Raw genomic sequence first — 15,085 nt, 5'->3', positions numbered from 1 at the left:
CAGAAGGAGAATTATATGGGTAAAATTGAAATAATGGGGCTTGGAGCCGGAGATTTGGAACAACTGCCTTATGGCGTACACAGTCGCTTGCTGGCAGCTGACTTCGTCCATCTGCGGACCAAAGAGCACCCGGTCGTTGAAAATCTGAAGGCTGCAGGCGTGCAGTTTGAAAGTTTTGATGACATATATGAATCGAAGGATAATTTTGATGACGTATACCGTCAGATCGCAGATCAGTTATTGGAAAAGGCAAAAACGCAGGATCTGATTTATGCAGTACCGGGACACCCGTTGGTTGCGGAGGATTCCGTCAAGCATCTGCTGGAGAACGAGGCGGGGATCGAAGTGGAAATCGTAGGGGGGAAGAGTTTCATCGACGATTTCTTTCAGGCGGTAGCCATCGATCCGATCGAGGGTTTCCAATTGGTGGATGGGTTGACCTTCCACCAGGACCAGCTGAGCTTAGGCAATCACCTGATCATCATGCAAGTTTTCAATGAATTTGTGGCCAGTGATGTAAAATTGAAGCTGATGGAGAAATATCCGGATGAACACCAAGTGGCATTGGTCGATGCGGCAGGGACAAAGATGCAGAAAGTGACTTGGTGCCCGTTGTACGAGATGGACAGGCTAGAGGGCGTGCACAACTTGCTCTCCTTGTATGTTCCACCGCTTGAGAAAGATGAGCGAACGAAAAGCTTTGAGTTGACCCAAGCTTACATGGATGCCATCGTAGAAAAAGATGTTTGGGTGCAATCGCAGACGCACGAAAGCCTGTTGCCTTATCTGAAGGAAGAATGCGAAGAAGTGGCCGAAGCGATCCAGAACGATGATATCGATAACCTGATCGAAGAGTTGGGCGATATTCTGCTCCAGGTTCTCTATCACGCCTCCTTTGGCGAACGGGAAGGCTTCTTCACGATGGAGGATGTCCTGGAAACGTTGAACAGGAAATTGCGCAGACGCCATCCGCATGTTTTTGACGGAGTGAAAGCCGATACGATCGAAGAAATCGATAAGATGTGGCAAGCGATAAAAGCAAAAGAAAAGGGGAATTCCGATGAGACTAGATAAATTTTTGAAAGTATCACGCTTGATCAAACGCAGATCGGTCGCCAAAGAAGTGGCGGACAAAGGGCGCATCCTGATCAACGGCAAGCAAGCAAAATCGAGTTCGACTGTCAAAGTCGGAGATGAAATGACGCTGCAGTTCGGAAACAAAACCGTCGTCGTCCGCATCGACAAAATTGTGGAAACGACTAAAAAGGATGAAGCGCAGGAAATGTATACCCTCATCAGCGAAACGGTCGCACCCAGAACGGAAGAAAATCGCTTCTGATGATGCGAAAGGCCATGGACAATCCGCGCCGTTTCTTCTATACTTTTACATGAGTAAAACGATTCGGAGATAATGCGGGGTTGGAAGTTTCAAGGAGGCGATCAGGGTGAAGGAAAAGACGAAGAAAAGGCCAGCTGACAACGTAACCGTGATGCAAAATGATTTTACGAAGGCGCAGCACAGTCAGAAACGTATATTTCAGAGGGAAAAGAAAGCCCATATGAGAAGATTATCCCTGATTTTTGTCGTCGGCGCTGCCCTGATTGTGCCGTGCCTGTGGAAAACAGTCGGAAACTGGCTGGAAATCCGTAAGTTGGATGCTGCAATCGTTTTGGCCCAAACTGATAAAAAACAGGCTGAGGACGAAAATACGCAATTGACTTATGAAGTCAAACTGTTGCAGGATGACGAATACATCGCCAAATTGGCACGCGGTAAATATTATTTGAGCAGAGACGGCGAGATCATCTTTAGTTTGCCAGAGGATAATCAGACAAAAATGGCCGAGAAACAAGAGAATGCGGAAGATTTGGATTCATGAATACAGCGATGGATAAAGATTCTATTTTTTTCTGCATAATCCATGGTATAATTAGTTGAGCAAAAATGAAGGAGGAACTTTTTTTTTATGTCAATAGAAGTTGGTAACAAAGTATCAGGAAAAGTTACAGGGATTACAAATTTTGGTGCATTCATTGATTTAGGTGGCGGTAAGACAGGACTAGTTCATATTAGTGAAATTTCTGATACTTTCGTAAAGGAAATAAAGGACGTTTTGAAGGTTGGCGATGAAGTGACCGTTAAGGTGATGTCCATTGCGGATGATGGGAAGATCGGTTTATCCATCCGTAAAGCTGTGGACAAGCCAGCAGGGGAAGTTTCCAGACCTCAACGAGAAAGCAGACCGTATCAAAAAAGTACAACTCCTCGCCCGGAAGGCTCTTTTTCTAAAGGCAGAAAAGATTTCTCAGCCCATCAGGATAAAGGTCTTAAAAACGACTTTGACTCGTTGATGAGCAGCTTCTTGAAGGATAGCGAAGACCGTTTGACTTCCATCAAACGCAATACGGAAGGCAAACGCGGAGGCCGTGGCGGCAGACGTGGATAGAAAACAGTAATTTCTAGAGGATGGGCAAAAGGGAAACCGATTGTCACACCCTCTTTTTTGCTTTACGAAGAAAGAAAGCAGGGGTGCTATGCAGGAATATATTCTGCGTCTATGCAAAGAAGTGGAACGTCACCGACTATGGGAAAAAGAAAGCCGCTTGCTTGTAGCGGTATCCGGCGGCGTAGATTCCATGGCATTATTGGGGCTAATCCAACAATTGCCGCGGGAATGGCAACCACAGTTCGCAGTGGTGCATGTCCACCATCATCTCAGGGAAGAATCAGATGATGAATTCCGGATGATTAAAGACTACTGCAGGAATCAAGGAATAGCTTTTTTCGCCGAACATTGGTCAGAAGAAAAACATCCGAAGTCAAACCTGGAAATGGCAGCAAGGGAATTCCGCTATGCCTTCTTTGCCGACATGATGCAAAAATGGCCAGCGACCCACTTGGTGACAGCGCATCATGCGGATGATCAGCTGGAGACGATTCTGATGCGTTTGGTGAGGGGAAGCACGTTGAAGGGCATATCAGGCATCGCTTTTTCACGCGCTTTTGGCCGAGGGCAACTCGTTCGTCCGTTGCTGTCGTTCCAAAAAGACGATCTCTACCGGATCTGCGGGATGGCCGGAATCCCTTATCTGGAAGACAGCACCAATTCGGAACTGACGTTTTCGCGGAACAGATACCGGAACAGCATCATCCCGCTGCTGCAGTTGGAAAACCAACAGGCATCCAGGCATTTCGGCGATTTTTCGGAAGATCTCCAGGATGTGTTGAAGGTCGTTCAGCCAATTGTAGCGGATTCTTTTCGCTCGTTGTTCACCAGAGATGATGCGGATTGGGTTTTGGATCTGGTCGGGTGGCAGGCCTGTGACATTTCCTTGCAGCGGCTTGTGCTCAGCTATTTTGTGACGGAACAGCTGATACCGGCAGGATATGACTTCCGGAGGAGCCAACTGACTGCTGTGATGGATCTTGCCAAGAACCAATCTCCGCAAAAGCAAATATCTTTGGTGGGAGGGTGGCAGGCCAGAAAAAGGTATGATAAACTTATTTTCTTATCCCCTGATTCGGCCAGAACCGCTTTTTCTGCTTTTTCTGAAGAATTGGAGCTAAATAAATGGGTGACCTTGCCATATCATGGTAGAATAGGATTATTTCATAGCGATAATGCGTTTTCAAAAGAACTTCCGAAGAATGCTCTAAGCGTCGTCATCAAGGACGAAACGGCATATATGCCTATTACTGTGCGTTCCCGGCGTTCGGGGGATAAGATCGTTTTGAACAAAGACCAGCCATTCACAAAAAAAGTGAGCCGGCTTTTTGTGGATAAAAAAATTCCGGATGAAGAAAGACGAAAAGCCTGTATCGTCACTGATGGCGAGGGACGTATCTTATGGGTGCCGGGCTATGCCCAGTCCGTCTGGTTGTCCGAGAATGACAACGAACAAACGTGTTACAGATTGATCTACATAAAATAATTTTTTGAGGTGAAAGAAATGTTGCATCCTGATATCGAGGAAGTATTATACAGTGAAGGAGAAATCAGCGCAGTAGTCAAAGACTTGGGCGCGCAATTGACGAAAGAATATGAAGGGAAAAATCCATTAGTGATCGGTGTACTGAAAGGAGCCGTCATGTTCATGACCGACTTATCGCGTGCTATGGACTGCGACCTGGAGCTGGATTTCATGGACGTTTCCAGCTATGGAGCGGGAATGGAATCAAGCGGCGATGTGAAAATCCTGAAAGATTTGGATACGACCGTGGACGGACGCGATCTGTTGATTGTGGAGGACATCATTGATACTGGGCGGACTTTAAGCTACTTGATTGAAATATTCAAATACCGTAAAGCCAAATCCATAAAAGTAGTCACGTTGATGGATAAAAAAGAACGCCGCGTAGTGGATTTGGAAGCGGATTACATTGGTATCAACGTTCCGAATGAGTTCGTTGTTGGATACGGATTGGACTTCAACGAAAAGTACCGCAATCTCCCTTATATCGGTATTCTAAAAACCGAAGTTTATGAGTAAAATCATTCGTTAAAATTGGTCAGATATGATATGATTAATGGGATACTAGTATATTGAGCACACAAAAAAGATGAGACGTAAGATAAAGTCTGCGAAGAACGATATCTGACGAGGAGGTTCTAATGAAAAAAAATAATTTTCTTAAAAGCAGCGGCTTTTATGTTCTGATCTTCCTTGCGATCATTGCAGTGGTTTCGATGATTACAGGCGGCATGGAAACAGAGACGAGCCAAGAAATTTCATCAAGCGAATTTATGGATGCATTGAACTCGGAAGAGGTGGATAATTTTACGATCCAACCGGGTGCAGGCGTTTATGAAATCAGCGGTGAGTACCGCAGCGAACAAGAACTGGAAGTGGCTGATTCGTCAAGCGATTTACTATTGTTTGATGATACGACCAGTACAACAACAAAGAATTTTACAACCAGAGTTTTACCGAATGACGAAACACTGAAACAAATCACGGAAAGCGCTGAAACGACGGAAACACAAATGGTGTCGTTGGAAGAAGATCAGTCCGGTGCATGGATCAGTATCCTGTTCAGCGTATTACCGATCGTCATCTTCATATTCTTCATGTACATGATGATGGGTCAAACTGGAGGCGGACAAGGCGGTAACCGCAATGTGATGAACTTCGGCAAAACGAAGTCTGAAGATGCCACCAAAAAGCCTATCAAAGTACGTTTTTCTGACGTTGCTGGTGCAGAGGAAGAGAAACAAGAGCTTGTTGAAGTAGTTGAATTTTTGAAGGATCCACGTCGTTTCACTGCACTTGGAGCAAGAATTCCGGCAGGCGTTTTGCTTGAAGGACCTCCAGGTACAGGTAAGACCTTATTGGCCAAAGCTGTCGCTGGTGAGGCTGGTGTGCCTTTCTTCTCGATTTCCGGTTCTGAATTCGTAGAAATGTTTGTCGGTGTCGGTGCCAGCCGTGTGCGTGACTTGTTCGATCAAGCCAAAAAAGCTGCTCCTGCAATCATCTTCATCGATGAAATCGATGCAGTTGGGCGTCAACGTGGCGCCGGTATGGGTGGCGGCCATGATGAACGCGAACAAACACTGAATCAACTATTAGTTGAGATGGACGGTTTCTCGGGTAATGAAGGCATCATCGTAATTGCCGCAACAAACCGTTCCGATGTACTCGATCCGGCATTGCTTCGTCCAGGCCGTTTTGACCGCCAGATTTTGGTGGGAAGACCGGATGTAAAAGGCCGTGAAGCGATATTGAAAGTACATTCCCGCAACAAACCGTTGGCAAGCAACGTCGATCTGAAAGTTGTCGCGCAACAAACACCAGGCTTCTCTGGAGCAGATCTGGAAAACCTGTTGAACGAAGCTGCGTTGGTTGCAGCCAGACGGAATAAAACAAAAATTGATGCCCTTGATGTGGATGAGGCGCATGACCGTGTCATCGCCGGCCCTGCCAAGCGGGATCGTGTCATCAGCAAGCGCGAACGCGAAATGGTTGCCTACCATGAAGCCGGCCACACGATTGTCGGTATGGTACTGAGCGATGCGCGCATTGTCCACAAAGTTACGATCGTTCCACGCGGTCGCGCGGGTGGATATGCAATCATGCTCCCGAAAGAAGATCGATTCCTCATGACGAAGGATGAGTTGTTGGAACAAGTTGTCGGATTGCTTGGTGGACGTGTAGCGGAGGAAGTTGTCTTCAACGTCCAAACTACAGGCGCCAGCAACGACTTCGAACAGGCTACGGGCTTGATCAGAAGCATGGTTACCGAATACGGTATGAGTGATAAGTTGGGTACTGTACAGTATGAAGGAAATCATCAAGTATTCGTAGGTCGTGACTACGGTCAAACCAAAGCATACTCTGAAGATATTGCTTACCAAATCGACTCGGAAGTCCGTCGTATGATGAATGATGCGCATATCAGAGCGCGTCAAATCATCGAAGAACACCGTGAACAACTGAATTTGATCGCTGAGAAATTGTTGGAACTGGAAACATTGGATGAGAAAACAATCCGCAGCCTGTTCGAAACCGGCCAAATGCCTTCGGACTCAAATACAGAAGAATATCCAAGCGAAAAAGCACAGTCTTTTGAAGAGGCCAAACGGGCCCTTGAAAAGAAAGAAGCTGAAAAAATTCATCAGGAAGAGCAGATGCTTGCTGATGATGAATCCCAAGATTCATTACCTGCTGCCGATGGAAAAGCAGAAAATGAATCGGAAAATCAAGACACAGATACTGAAGAAAAATAAAACAAATAGAATTTTGCGAAAAGTCTGGGACGAAAATCCCGGACTTTTTGTCATTACCGCGTGGTTTCACAGTACCAAGTGAGCAAAGTGTGGTTGCTTTCAGCTTGACCTATAGTAGAATGATAGAGAAACAATTTAAGAATGCAATGGAGGATTATACATGAGTAGTTATTTAATTAAGGCGTTAGCCTATGAAGGACAATTCCGGGCCTATGCGATCGACGCTACAGAAGCGGTTGCTGAGGCTCAAAAAAGGCATGATACATGGAGTGCCTCTTCTGCAGCTTTGGGCCGCACAATGGTGGGGACTTTGTTGCTGGCTGCGGCTGGATTGAAGAATGAGGAAAAAATGACTGTGATCGTGAACGGAGATGGCTTGGGGGGCCGTATACTCGCTGATGCGAACGGAAAAGGCGATATCAAAGCCTATATTTCTAACCCGAATGTCAACCTTGCATTGAACGGTGATGGCAAACTGGATGTACGCGCAGTTGTGGGGACTGAAGGTACTTTGACCGTCATCAAAGATCTGGGTATGAAGGAACCGTTCACGGGACAAGTTTCTCTGGTCAGCGGCGAATTGGGCGAGGATTTCACCTACTATATGGCAAATTCTGAGCAAATCCCTTCAGCTATCGGGTTAAGCGTACTGGTTGATACGGATGATTCGATCAAAGCGGCTGGTGGATTCATGATTCAAGTGATGCCTGATGCCAGCGATGAAGCCATCACAAAAGTGGAACAAAATATCGCAGCTATTCCCTTAGTCTCCAGATTGATGGAAAATGGTGAAACGCCTGAACAGATCTTGGCGCGTATATTGGGCGAAGAAAATGTGGAAGTCCTGGAAAAGATGCCGGTTCGTTTCCACTGCGATTGTTCAAGAGAACGTTTCGCTGGTGGTTTGAGTTCAATCGGTAAAGATGAACTTCATGAGATGATTGTTGAGGATCACGGGGCTGAAGTGGTCTGCCATTTCTGTGGCGAAAAATACCATTATTCGGAAGCTGATCTTCAGGAATTGGTTACGGCCATTGATGAGAAGCGTGCCGCCAACATCTAAATTAGCCAGCGTTTCACTTGTAATGCGGTTTCGCGTAACCTACAATGAAACTAATCTGTTCGTTTGATGGAAGTGATCAGTAAAATTTAGCTTAGCTGGAGGAATCGACATGGTAAAAATAGTCTCTTCAATTGCGAGTTTGATCGGGGAAACACCGATAATCAAACTGAATAAAGTTGTGCCTGAGGGTGTGGCTGATGTTTACGTCAAGTTGGAGTCTTTCAACGCGGGCGGAAGCGTGAAAGATCGCATCGCTCTGAATATGATTGAAGTGGCTGAAGAAGAAGGACTTCTGAAACCCGGTTATACAATCGTTGAGCCGACAAGCGGAAATACAGGAGTGGGTTTGGCCATGTTGGCTGCTGCGAAAGGCTACAAAGCCATTTTTGTGATGCCGGATACGATGAGCATGGAAAGACGTTTGCTGTTGGCAGCATACGGCGCAGAATTGGTTCTGACGCCAGGAGCGGAAGGAATGAATGGTTCGATTGCAAGAGCAAGGGAAATCGCAATGCAACCGGAACACTTTATGCCGATGCAGTTTGATAACTCGGCCAATCCTGCTGTGCATGAAGCCATCACAGGTCCGGAAATCATCGAGGCTTTTGAAGGCAAGACGCCGGATGCTTTTGTTGCCGGAGTCGGAACGGGAGGAACCGTTACAGGAGTCGGCAAGGCTTTGCGCAAAGTCAATCCCAATGTGGAGATATATGCATTGGAGCCTACCGATTCGGCTGTGTTGAGCGGAAAGCCGAAAGGCCCGCATAAAATACAAGGTATCGGAGCCGGATTCATCCCGTCTGTATTGGATACGACACTGTACAACGGTACTGTCCAAGTCTCCAATGAACAAGCTTTCGAAATGGCTCGACGCGTTGCGCGGGAAGAAGGCGTTTTGGTGGGGATTTCAGGCGGAGCTGCCATCGCTGGTGCGATTGAAGTGGCCATCCGTTTAGGCAAAGGCAAATCTGTCGTGACGGTGGCACCGGATAACGGAGAACGCTACCTGTCCACGCCTCTGTTCAGCGTAGAATAATAGATGGAAAAAGAAGGGCAGGCCGATCGGATGGCTTGTTCTTTTTTCTTATCGGCGAGTCACCATACATAATTGGATAAGATATTTTTCTTTTCTTACGGATTGTAAGATGATAGAATGGTCCAAGAGTTTTTTAGCATCCAAAAAATGGATGGAATCAACATAAATAAATAAATAAAAAAGGGAGTAAAAAATGTATAAAATCGGTAATATTGAAATCAATAACCCCGTTGCAGTGGCACCTATGGCCGGGATCAGCAACGCGGCCTTCCGTGTCACGGTTAAAGAAATGGGCGCGGGCTTGGTTGTCTGCGAGATGATAAGCGACAAAGGGATTCAATTCCGCAATGAGAAGACCTTACGGATGCTACACATCGAGCCTAACGAATATCCGCTGAGTGTCCAAATCATGGGTGGCAATAAGGATACCCTGGTTGAAGCGGCAAAATACGTGGCGGAAAACACGGAAGCGGCCATCATCGACATCAACATGGGCTGTCCCGTCAGCAAAGTGATCAAGGCGGAAGCAGGAGCCAAGTGGTTGTTGGATCCGGGCAAAGTCTATGAAATGGTTTCCGCTGTCGTGGATGCCGTGGATAAGCCGGTTACCGTAAAAATGCGGACGGGTTGGGATTCCGATCATCTTTTTGCAGTGGAGAATGCTTTGGCGGCAGAACGCGCTGGTGCAGCTGCGGTTGCGATGCATGGACGCACGCGTGTACAGATGTATGAAGGACAGGCCGACTGGAACATCTTCAAGGACGTTAAACAGGCTTTGAAGCGTATCCCGTTATTGGGGAACGGAGATGTGAAGTCACCTGAGGATGCGAAACGGATGATGGATGAAACGGGCGTGGATGGTATTATGATAGGCCGCGCTGCCTTGAGCAACCCTTGGATGATCAAACAGACAGTCCATTATCTGGAAACTGGAGAAATGTTGCCGCAATCGACCCCGCGCGAGAAATTGGAAATTGCAAAACTGCATTTGGACAGATTGACCGATCTTAAGGGCGAAACCGTAGCTGTCAAAGAGTTCCGTAGCATCGCGGCTTATTACTTGAAAGGCATTCCGCGTGCTTCAAAAACAAAAGCTGCAGTCACATCAGCATCCAGACAACAAGAAGTAGTTGACTTGTTGGATCGCTTCATTTTCGAAGTAGAGGAACGCGAAGCTTCAAAAGAAGCGCGTACATTCGAAAAAATCGAAATAAATAGCTAAGACGGCTTGATTTTTCACTCTTTTATTGGCAATATTAAGAAGATTATGAATCAAGAAGATTTAAGAACGGAGTGACATCATTGAGTCAAGAAAAACATTCAGAAGAAATGAATGACCAGTTGCTGATTCGCCGTGAAAAGATGCAGGCTTTACGCGAAGAAGGAATTGAACCCTTTCAAAATGGTTTTGTAAGAACACATTTATCTGCAACAATCCATCAAGAGTTCGATGCTTTTACGAAAGAGGAAATCGAAGCAAAAGATGAGACCATCGTTTCAGTAGCCGGCAGAATCATGACAAAACGCGGAAAAGGGAAGGTTGGCTTTGCTCACTTGCAGGACAGTAAAGGCCAAATTCAGATTTACGTGCGCAAAGACGTGGTTGGGGAAGAGGATTATGCGATCTTTAAGCAAGCGGATCTTGGGGACATCATTGGCGTAACTGGCCCGATCATGAAAACTGATGCCGGTGAAGTCACCATCAAACCGACGCAACTTGTGCATTTGACGAAAGCATTGCGTCCGTTGCCTGACAAATATCACGGCTTGACGAATGTTGAACAGAAATATCGTCAACGTTATCTTGACTTGATCAGCAACAAAGAGAGCTTCAATAAGTTCGTGCAACGTAGCCAGATCATCAGCGAAATCAGAACTTACTTGAACGGGCTGGGTTATTTGGAAGTCGAAACACCGACATTGCACAACATGGCAGGTGGGGCTACCGCAAGACCGTTCATCACGCACCATAATGCATTGGACATGGAATTGTACATGCGCATCGCGTTGGAGTTGCATCTGAAGCGCCTTGTGATCGGCGGCATGGAAAAGGTTTATGAAATCGGTCGTGTATTCCGTAACGAAGGAATCGATACAACCCACAATCCGGAATTCACGATGTTGGAAATGTATACAGCCTATACGGACTTCCACGATGTGATGGAAGTGGTCGAAGGCATCTTCGAGACGGTTACAACAAAAGTCAAAGGCTCTTCAACAGTAGTCTATGACGGCACCGAAATCAACTTGGCCGGCCCATACCCGCGCATCCACATGGTTGACGCAGTCAAAGCCGTTACAGGCGTCGATTTCTGGGCACCGATGACGGATGCAGAAGCGCAAGCTTTGGCGGAAAAACACAATGTGCCTTTCACTAAGAACATGACTGTAGGGCATATCATCAATGAATTTTTCGAAGCGTTTGTGGAAGATACATTGGTTCAGCCGACATTCATCTATGGACACCCGTTGGCGATTTCGCCATTGGCACGCAAAAATGAAGAAGATCCGCGCTTTACGGACCGTTTCGAAATCTTCATTATGGGCAAGGAATACGGAAACGCCTTTACCGAGCTTACGGATCCGATCGATCAAAGAGAACGTTTCGAAGCGCAAGCGATGGAGAAAGAGCAAGGAAATGACGAAGCACATGGTGTGGATGAAGACTTCATAGAGGCTTTGGAATACGGTATGCCTCCGACAGGCGGCTTGGGTATCGGCATCGACAGATTCGTGATGATGTTGACGGATAGTCAATCAATCCGTGACGTTCTGCTGTTCCCTACGATGAGAAATCTAGAGATTTAACTTGAATGTGAGGGGCTGCCGCAATTTGCGGTAGCCCTTTTAAATGAAAAAAACGAAAAAAACGGGAAATATTGAAAATAAAACAAGACAAACTGTTGACGGTCAGAAATATACGTGGTATGATTCAAAAGGTGATTTTTGTACACAGATCCCTGAACATATCTTTCAGTCGTGCTGACTGGTGTATGATAGTCACAGAAAGAATAGTAAGTCGAAAATTTCGATTTATTTATTTTTTTAACTAAAAAGGAACCACCTGGATGTGTGGACCTAGCTATCCCATCGAGGAAGGAGGAAAATCAATGCCTACAATTAATCAACTAGTGCGTAAACCGCGCCAATCTGCTATTGAAAAATCAAAATCTCCTGCTTTAGGAAAAGGTTACAATAGCTTCAAAAAATCACAAACAAATACAAACTCACCTCAAAAACGTGGTGTTTGTACGCGTGTGGGTACAATGACTCCGAAAAAACCTAACTCAGCGTTACGTAAGTACGCTCGTGTACGTTTGTCTAACTTGTTAGAAGTTACAGCTTACATTCCTGGTATCGGACATAACCTACAAGAACACAGCGTGGTGCTGATCCGTGGCGGACGTGTAAAAGACTTGCCAGGGGTACGTTATCATATCGTTCGTGGAGCTCTTGATACAGCCGGTGTAAACAACCGTATGCAAAGCCGTTCTAAATACGGTGCTAAGAGACCTAAGAAAAAATAATTAAACATCAAACCTATAAATAGAAAAGTTAAGGAAGGAGGAATTTGAATGCCTCGTAAAGGTCCAGTTACAAAACGTGAAGTAATGCCAGATCCGATTTACAATTCTAAATTGGTGACTCGTTTGATCAACCGTATCATGGTTGATGGAAAACGTGGTAAAGCTGCTACCATCTTATATAACGCATTTGAAATGATTAAAGAATCTACAGGAAACGACCCGTTGGAAGTTTTCGAACAAGCTATGAAAAACATCATGCCTGTTTTAGAAGTAAAAGCACGTCGTGTAGGGGGTTCTAACTACCAAGTTCCTATCGAAGTACGTCCAGATCGTCGTATGGCTTTAGGCTTGCGTTGGTTGGTAAACTACTCTCGTCTACGCGGTGAAGATACCATGGAAGAGCGTCTGGCTAAAGAAATTATGGATGCTGCCAACAACTCTGGTGCTTCAGTCAAGAAACGTGAAGATACACATAAAATGGCAGAAGCTAACAAAGCTTTCGCTCACTACCGTTGGTAAAATTTTCTTGCAAGAATTTTTTCTTGCAAGAAATTTGCTTTATGGTTGCGTAAGTCACCATTTTTCCAATAAAATGGACTTGCAATTACTTTTAAAAGAGAGAGGTGTTGAAATAAGATGGCACAAAGAGAATTTTCTCTAGAAAACACGAGAAATATCGGTATCATGGCTCATATCGACGCAGGTAAAACAACGACGACTGAGCGTGTATTGTACTATACCGGTAAAATCCATAAAATCGGTGAAACCCACGAAGGGGCTTCACAAATGGACTGGATGGAACAAGAACAAGAACGTGGGATTACCATCACTTCAGCTGCCACTACTGCACAATGGAAAGGGTATCGCGTAAATATCATCGATACTCCTGGTCACGTTGACTTCACTATCGAAGTTGAACGTTCTCTGCGTGTTTTGGATGGAGCTGTTGCTTTACTTGATTCACAATCAGGTGTAGAACCTCAAACTGAAACGGTTTGGCGTCAAGCTACAACTTATGGTGTACCTCGTATCATCTTCGCAAACAAAATGGACAAATTGGGAGCAGATTTCTTATACTCTTTAGGCACTCTCCATGATCGTCTACAAGCTAACGCGCATCCGATTCAATTGCCGATTGGTTCTGAAGATACATTCAAAGGAATTATCGATTTAGTCGAAATGAAGGCTGAAATCTATGACAACGATGAAGGTACTGAATACCATGAAGAAGAAATTCCAGCGGAATATCTTGAAGCAGCTGAAGAGTGGCGTACTAAATTGGTTGAAGCTGTTGCTGAAACTGATGAAGCTTTGATGGAAAAATATCTTGATGGTGAAGAAATTACGAAAGAAGAATTGAAAAAAGGTATTCGTACTGCTACATGTAATGTAGAATTTTTCCCGATGCTTTGCGGTTCTGCTTTCAAAAATAAAGGTGTTCAATTATTGCTTGATGCAGTTATCGACTACCTTCCATCACCATTGGATGTTCCGGCTATCACAGGTACTGACGATGACGGTGAAGAAATAAGTGTCCCTGCAAGCGACGAAGCGCCATTTGCAGCTCTAGCATTTAAAGTTATGACTGACCCGTTCGTGGGCCGTCTGACATTCTTCCGCGTATACGCTGGTACTTTACAAAGTGGTTCTTACGTTCAGAATGCTACAAAAGGCAAACGCGAACGTGTTGGACGTATCCTGCAGATGCATGCTAACAGCCGTAGTGAAATTCCTGAAGTATTCTCAGGAGACATCGCTGCAGCAGTTGGTTTGAAAGATACAACTACTGGAGATACTTTGTGTGATGAAAAGATACATGTTATCCTTGAATCCATGAACTTCCCGGAACCAGTTATCGAAGTTGCGATTGAACCTAAATCAAAAGCTGACCAAGATAAAATGGGTATCGCGTTACAGAAACTTTCTGAAGAAGATCCTACTTTCCGTGCTTCCACTAACCCAGAGACTGGTCAAACAATCATCGCGGGTATGGGTGAATTGCACTTGGACATCATCGTTGACCGTATGAGACGTGAGTTCAAAGTTGAAGCTACAGTAGGTGCTCCTCAAGTATCTTACCGTGAAACATTCCGTCAAACTGTTCAATCTGAAGGTAAATTCGTTCGTCAATCAGGTGGTAAAGGTCAATTCGGTCACGTATGGGTTGAATTTACTCCTAACGAAGAAGGCGCTGGATTTGCGTTTGAAAATGCTATCGTCGGTGGGGTTGTTCCTCGTGAATACATCCCTGCAGTTGAAGCTGGTTTGAAAGACGCAATGGAAAATGGTGTATTGGCTGGTTATCCTTTAGTTGACGTTAAAGCTAAATTGTATGATGGTTCTTACCATGATGTCGATTCATCTGAAACAGCATTTAAAGTTGCTGCTTCACTTGCTTTGCGTAACGCAGCTAAAAAAGCTGACCCTGCAATCCTTGAGCCAATGATGGCTGTAGAAATTACAGTTCCTGATGATTATCTAGGAGATGTAATGGGACACGTAAGTTCTCGTCGTGGACGTATCGAAGGTACTGAAGCACGCGGAAATGCACAAATCGTTAAGAGCAGCATTCCATTATCAGAAATGTTTGGATATGCTACAACTCTACGTTCTTCTACACAAGGCCGTGGAACATTCTCAATGACATTCGATCATTACGAAGCTGTTCCTAAAGCTGTTCAAGAAGATATCATCAAGAAGAGCGGAAAAAATAGCGAAGAGTAATCTCGCTGTT

14 protein-coding genes are annotated in these 15,085 nt (G+C 45.2%); all 14 read left to right on the top strand.

Annotated features, from left to right (window positions below):
* The first annotated feature begins 15 nt into the window (after positions 1-15).
* The 14 genes from BMZ71_RS01590 to fusA all read left to right on the top strand — a co-directional run bounded on the left by BMZ71_RS01590 (position 16) and on the right by fusA (position 15,075).
* Positions 16-1,074 (top strand): MazG nucleotide pyrophosphohydrolase domain-containing protein, encoded by a 1,059-nt coding sequence (locus tag BMZ71_RS01590; RefSeq protein ID WP_086987881.1) that lies wholly within the window; start codon positions 16-18, stop codon positions 1,072-1,074.
* Entirely contained in the window at positions 1,061-1,339 is a 279-nt protein-coding gene (locus tag BMZ71_RS01585) for an RNA-binding S4 domain-containing protein (RefSeq protein ID WP_068559018.1), read from the top strand. The genes BMZ71_RS01590 and BMZ71_RS01585 overlap by 14 nt, the downstream gene beginning before the upstream one ends.
* A 106-nt stretch (positions 1,340-1,445) precedes the next feature.
* Positions 1,446-1,880: an FtsB family cell division protein gene (locus BMZ71_RS01580; RefSeq protein WP_086987882.1), complete on the top strand. Its 435-nt coding sequence runs from the start codon at positions 1,446-1,448 to the stop codon at positions 1,878-1,880.
* 87 nt (positions 1,881-1,967) lie between these two features.
* The gene (locus BMZ71_RS01575) at positions 1,968-2,447 is read left to right on the top strand and encodes a S1 domain-containing RNA-binding protein (RefSeq protein WP_068559014.1); all 480 of its coding nucleotides are present in this window, start codon (positions 1,968-1,970) and stop codon (positions 2,445-2,447) included.
* Between the two features lie 88 nt (positions 2,448-2,535).
* Positions 2,536-3,933: a tRNA lysidine(34) synthetase TilS gene (tilS, locus tag BMZ71_RS01570; protein ID WP_086987883.1), complete on the top strand. Its 1,398-nt coding sequence runs from the start codon at positions 2,536-2,538 to the stop codon at positions 3,931-3,933.
* Positions 3,934-3,951: 18 nt separating this feature from the next.
* Positions 3,952-4,491: a hypoxanthine phosphoribosyltransferase gene (gene hpt / locus BMZ71_RS01565; RefSeq protein ID WP_086987884.1), complete on the top strand. Its 540-nt coding sequence runs from the start codon at positions 3,952-3,954 to the stop codon at positions 4,489-4,491.
* 122 nt (positions 4,492-4,613) lie between these two features.
* Positions 4,614-6,725, top strand: coding sequence for an ATP-dependent zinc metalloprotease FtsH (ftsH, locus tag BMZ71_RS01560; protein ID WP_086987885.1), 2,112 nt, complete (start codon positions 4,614-4,616; stop codon positions 6,723-6,725).
* A gap of 160 nt (positions 6,726-6,885) precedes the next feature.
* Complete coding sequence (hslO, locus tag BMZ71_RS01555) at positions 6,886-7,788, top strand: Hsp33 family molecular chaperone HslO (RefSeq protein ID WP_068559008.1); 903 nt, start codon at positions 6,886-6,888, stop codon at positions 7,786-7,788.
* A gap of 109 nt (positions 7,789-7,897) precedes the next feature.
* Entirely contained in the window at positions 7,898-8,824 is a 927-nt protein-coding gene (gene cysK, locus BMZ71_RS01550; protein ID WP_086987886.1) for a cysteine synthase A, read from the top strand.
* A 193-nt stretch (positions 8,825-9,017) separates the two neighbouring features.
* The gene (gene dusB / locus BMZ71_RS01545) at positions 9,018-10,046 is read left to right on the top strand and encodes a tRNA dihydrouridine synthase DusB (protein ID WP_086987887.1); all 1,029 of its coding nucleotides are present in this window, start codon (positions 9,018-9,020) and stop codon (positions 10,044-10,046) included.
* A 107-nt stretch (positions 10,047-10,153) separates the two neighbouring features.
* Positions 10,154-11,632 carry a lysine--tRNA ligase gene (gene lysS, locus BMZ71_RS01540; protein WP_086987964.1) on the top strand — a complete coding sequence of 493 codons (1,479 nt, stop codon included), beginning with the start codon at positions 10,154-10,156 and terminating at the stop codon, positions 11,630-11,632.
* A gap of 302 nt (positions 11,633-11,934) precedes the next feature.
* Positions 11,935-12,351: a 30S ribosomal protein S12 gene (gene rpsL / locus BMZ71_RS01535; protein WP_068559003.1), complete on the top strand. Its 417-nt coding sequence runs from the start codon at positions 11,935-11,937 to the stop codon at positions 12,349-12,351.
* 48 nt (positions 12,352-12,399) lie between these two features.
* Complete coding sequence (gene rpsG / locus BMZ71_RS01530) at positions 12,400-12,870, top strand: 30S ribosomal protein S7 (protein ID WP_068559002.1); 471 nt, start codon at positions 12,400-12,402, stop codon at positions 12,868-12,870.
* Positions 12,871-12,987: 117 nt separating this feature from the next.
* Entirely contained in the window at positions 12,988-15,075 is a 2,088-nt protein-coding gene (gene fusA / locus BMZ71_RS01525) for an elongation factor G (RefSeq protein ID WP_086987888.1), read from the top strand.
* Positions 15,076-15,085: the final 10 nt, after the last annotated feature.

The sequence above is a fragment of the Trichococcus flocculiformis genome (genome assembly GCF_900113645.1).
Lineage (GTDB): Bacteria > Bacillota > Bacilli > Lactobacillales > Aerococcaceae > Trichococcus > Trichococcus flocculiformis.
The sequence above is the reverse complement of the archived record's forward strand: the minus strand, read 5'-3'. Positions and strand labels throughout refer to the sequence as shown.

Bases quoted from the DNA above. Each gene is read 5' to 3' on its own strand.
- hslO (WP_068559008.1), top strand. From the start codon at position 6,886: ATGAGTAGTTATTTAATTAAGGCGTTAGCCTATGAAGGACAATTCCGG.
- ftsH (WP_086987885.1), top strand. From the start codon at position 4,614: ATGAAAAAAAATAATTTTCTTAAAAGCAGCGGCTTTTATGTTCTGATC.
- cysK (WP_086987886.1), top strand. From the start codon at position 7,898: ATGGTAAAAATAGTCTCTTCAATTGCGAGTTTGATCGGGGAAACACCG.
- hpt (WP_086987884.1), top strand. From the start codon at position 3,952: ATGTTGCATCCTGATATCGAGGAAGTATTATACAGTGAAGGAGAAATC.
- BMZ71_RS01585 (WP_068559018.1), top strand. From the start codon at position 1,061: ATGAGACTAGATAAATTTTTGAAAGTATCACGCTTGATCAAACGCAGA.
- dusB (WP_086987887.1), top strand. From the start codon at position 9,018: ATGTATAAAATCGGTAATATTGAAATCAATAACCCCGTTGCAGTGGCA.
- BMZ71_RS01575 (WP_068559014.1), top strand. From the start codon at position 1,968: ATGTCAATAGAAGTTGGTAACAAAGTATCAGGAAAAGTTACAGGGATT.
- BMZ71_RS01590 (WP_086987881.1), top strand. From the start codon at position 16: ATGGGTAAAATTGAAATAATGGGGCTTGGAGCCGGAGATTTGGAACAA.
- lysS (WP_086987964.1), top strand. From the start codon at position 10,154: ATGAATGACCAGTTGCTGATTCGCCGTGAAAAGATGCAGGCTTTACGC.
- tilS (WP_086987883.1), top strand. From the start codon at position 2,536: ATGCAGGAATATATTCTGCGTCTATGCAAAGAAGTGGAACGTCACCGA.
- rpsG (WP_068559002.1), top strand. From the start codon at position 12,400: ATGCCTCGTAAAGGTCCAGTTACAAAACGTGAAGTAATGCCAGATCCG.
- rpsL (WP_068559003.1), top strand. From the start codon at position 11,935: ATGCCTACAATTAATCAACTAGTGCGTAAACCGCGCCAATCTGCTATT.
- fusA (WP_086987888.1), top strand. From the start codon at position 12,988: ATGGCACAAAGAGAATTTTCTCTAGAAAACACGAGAAATATCGGTATC.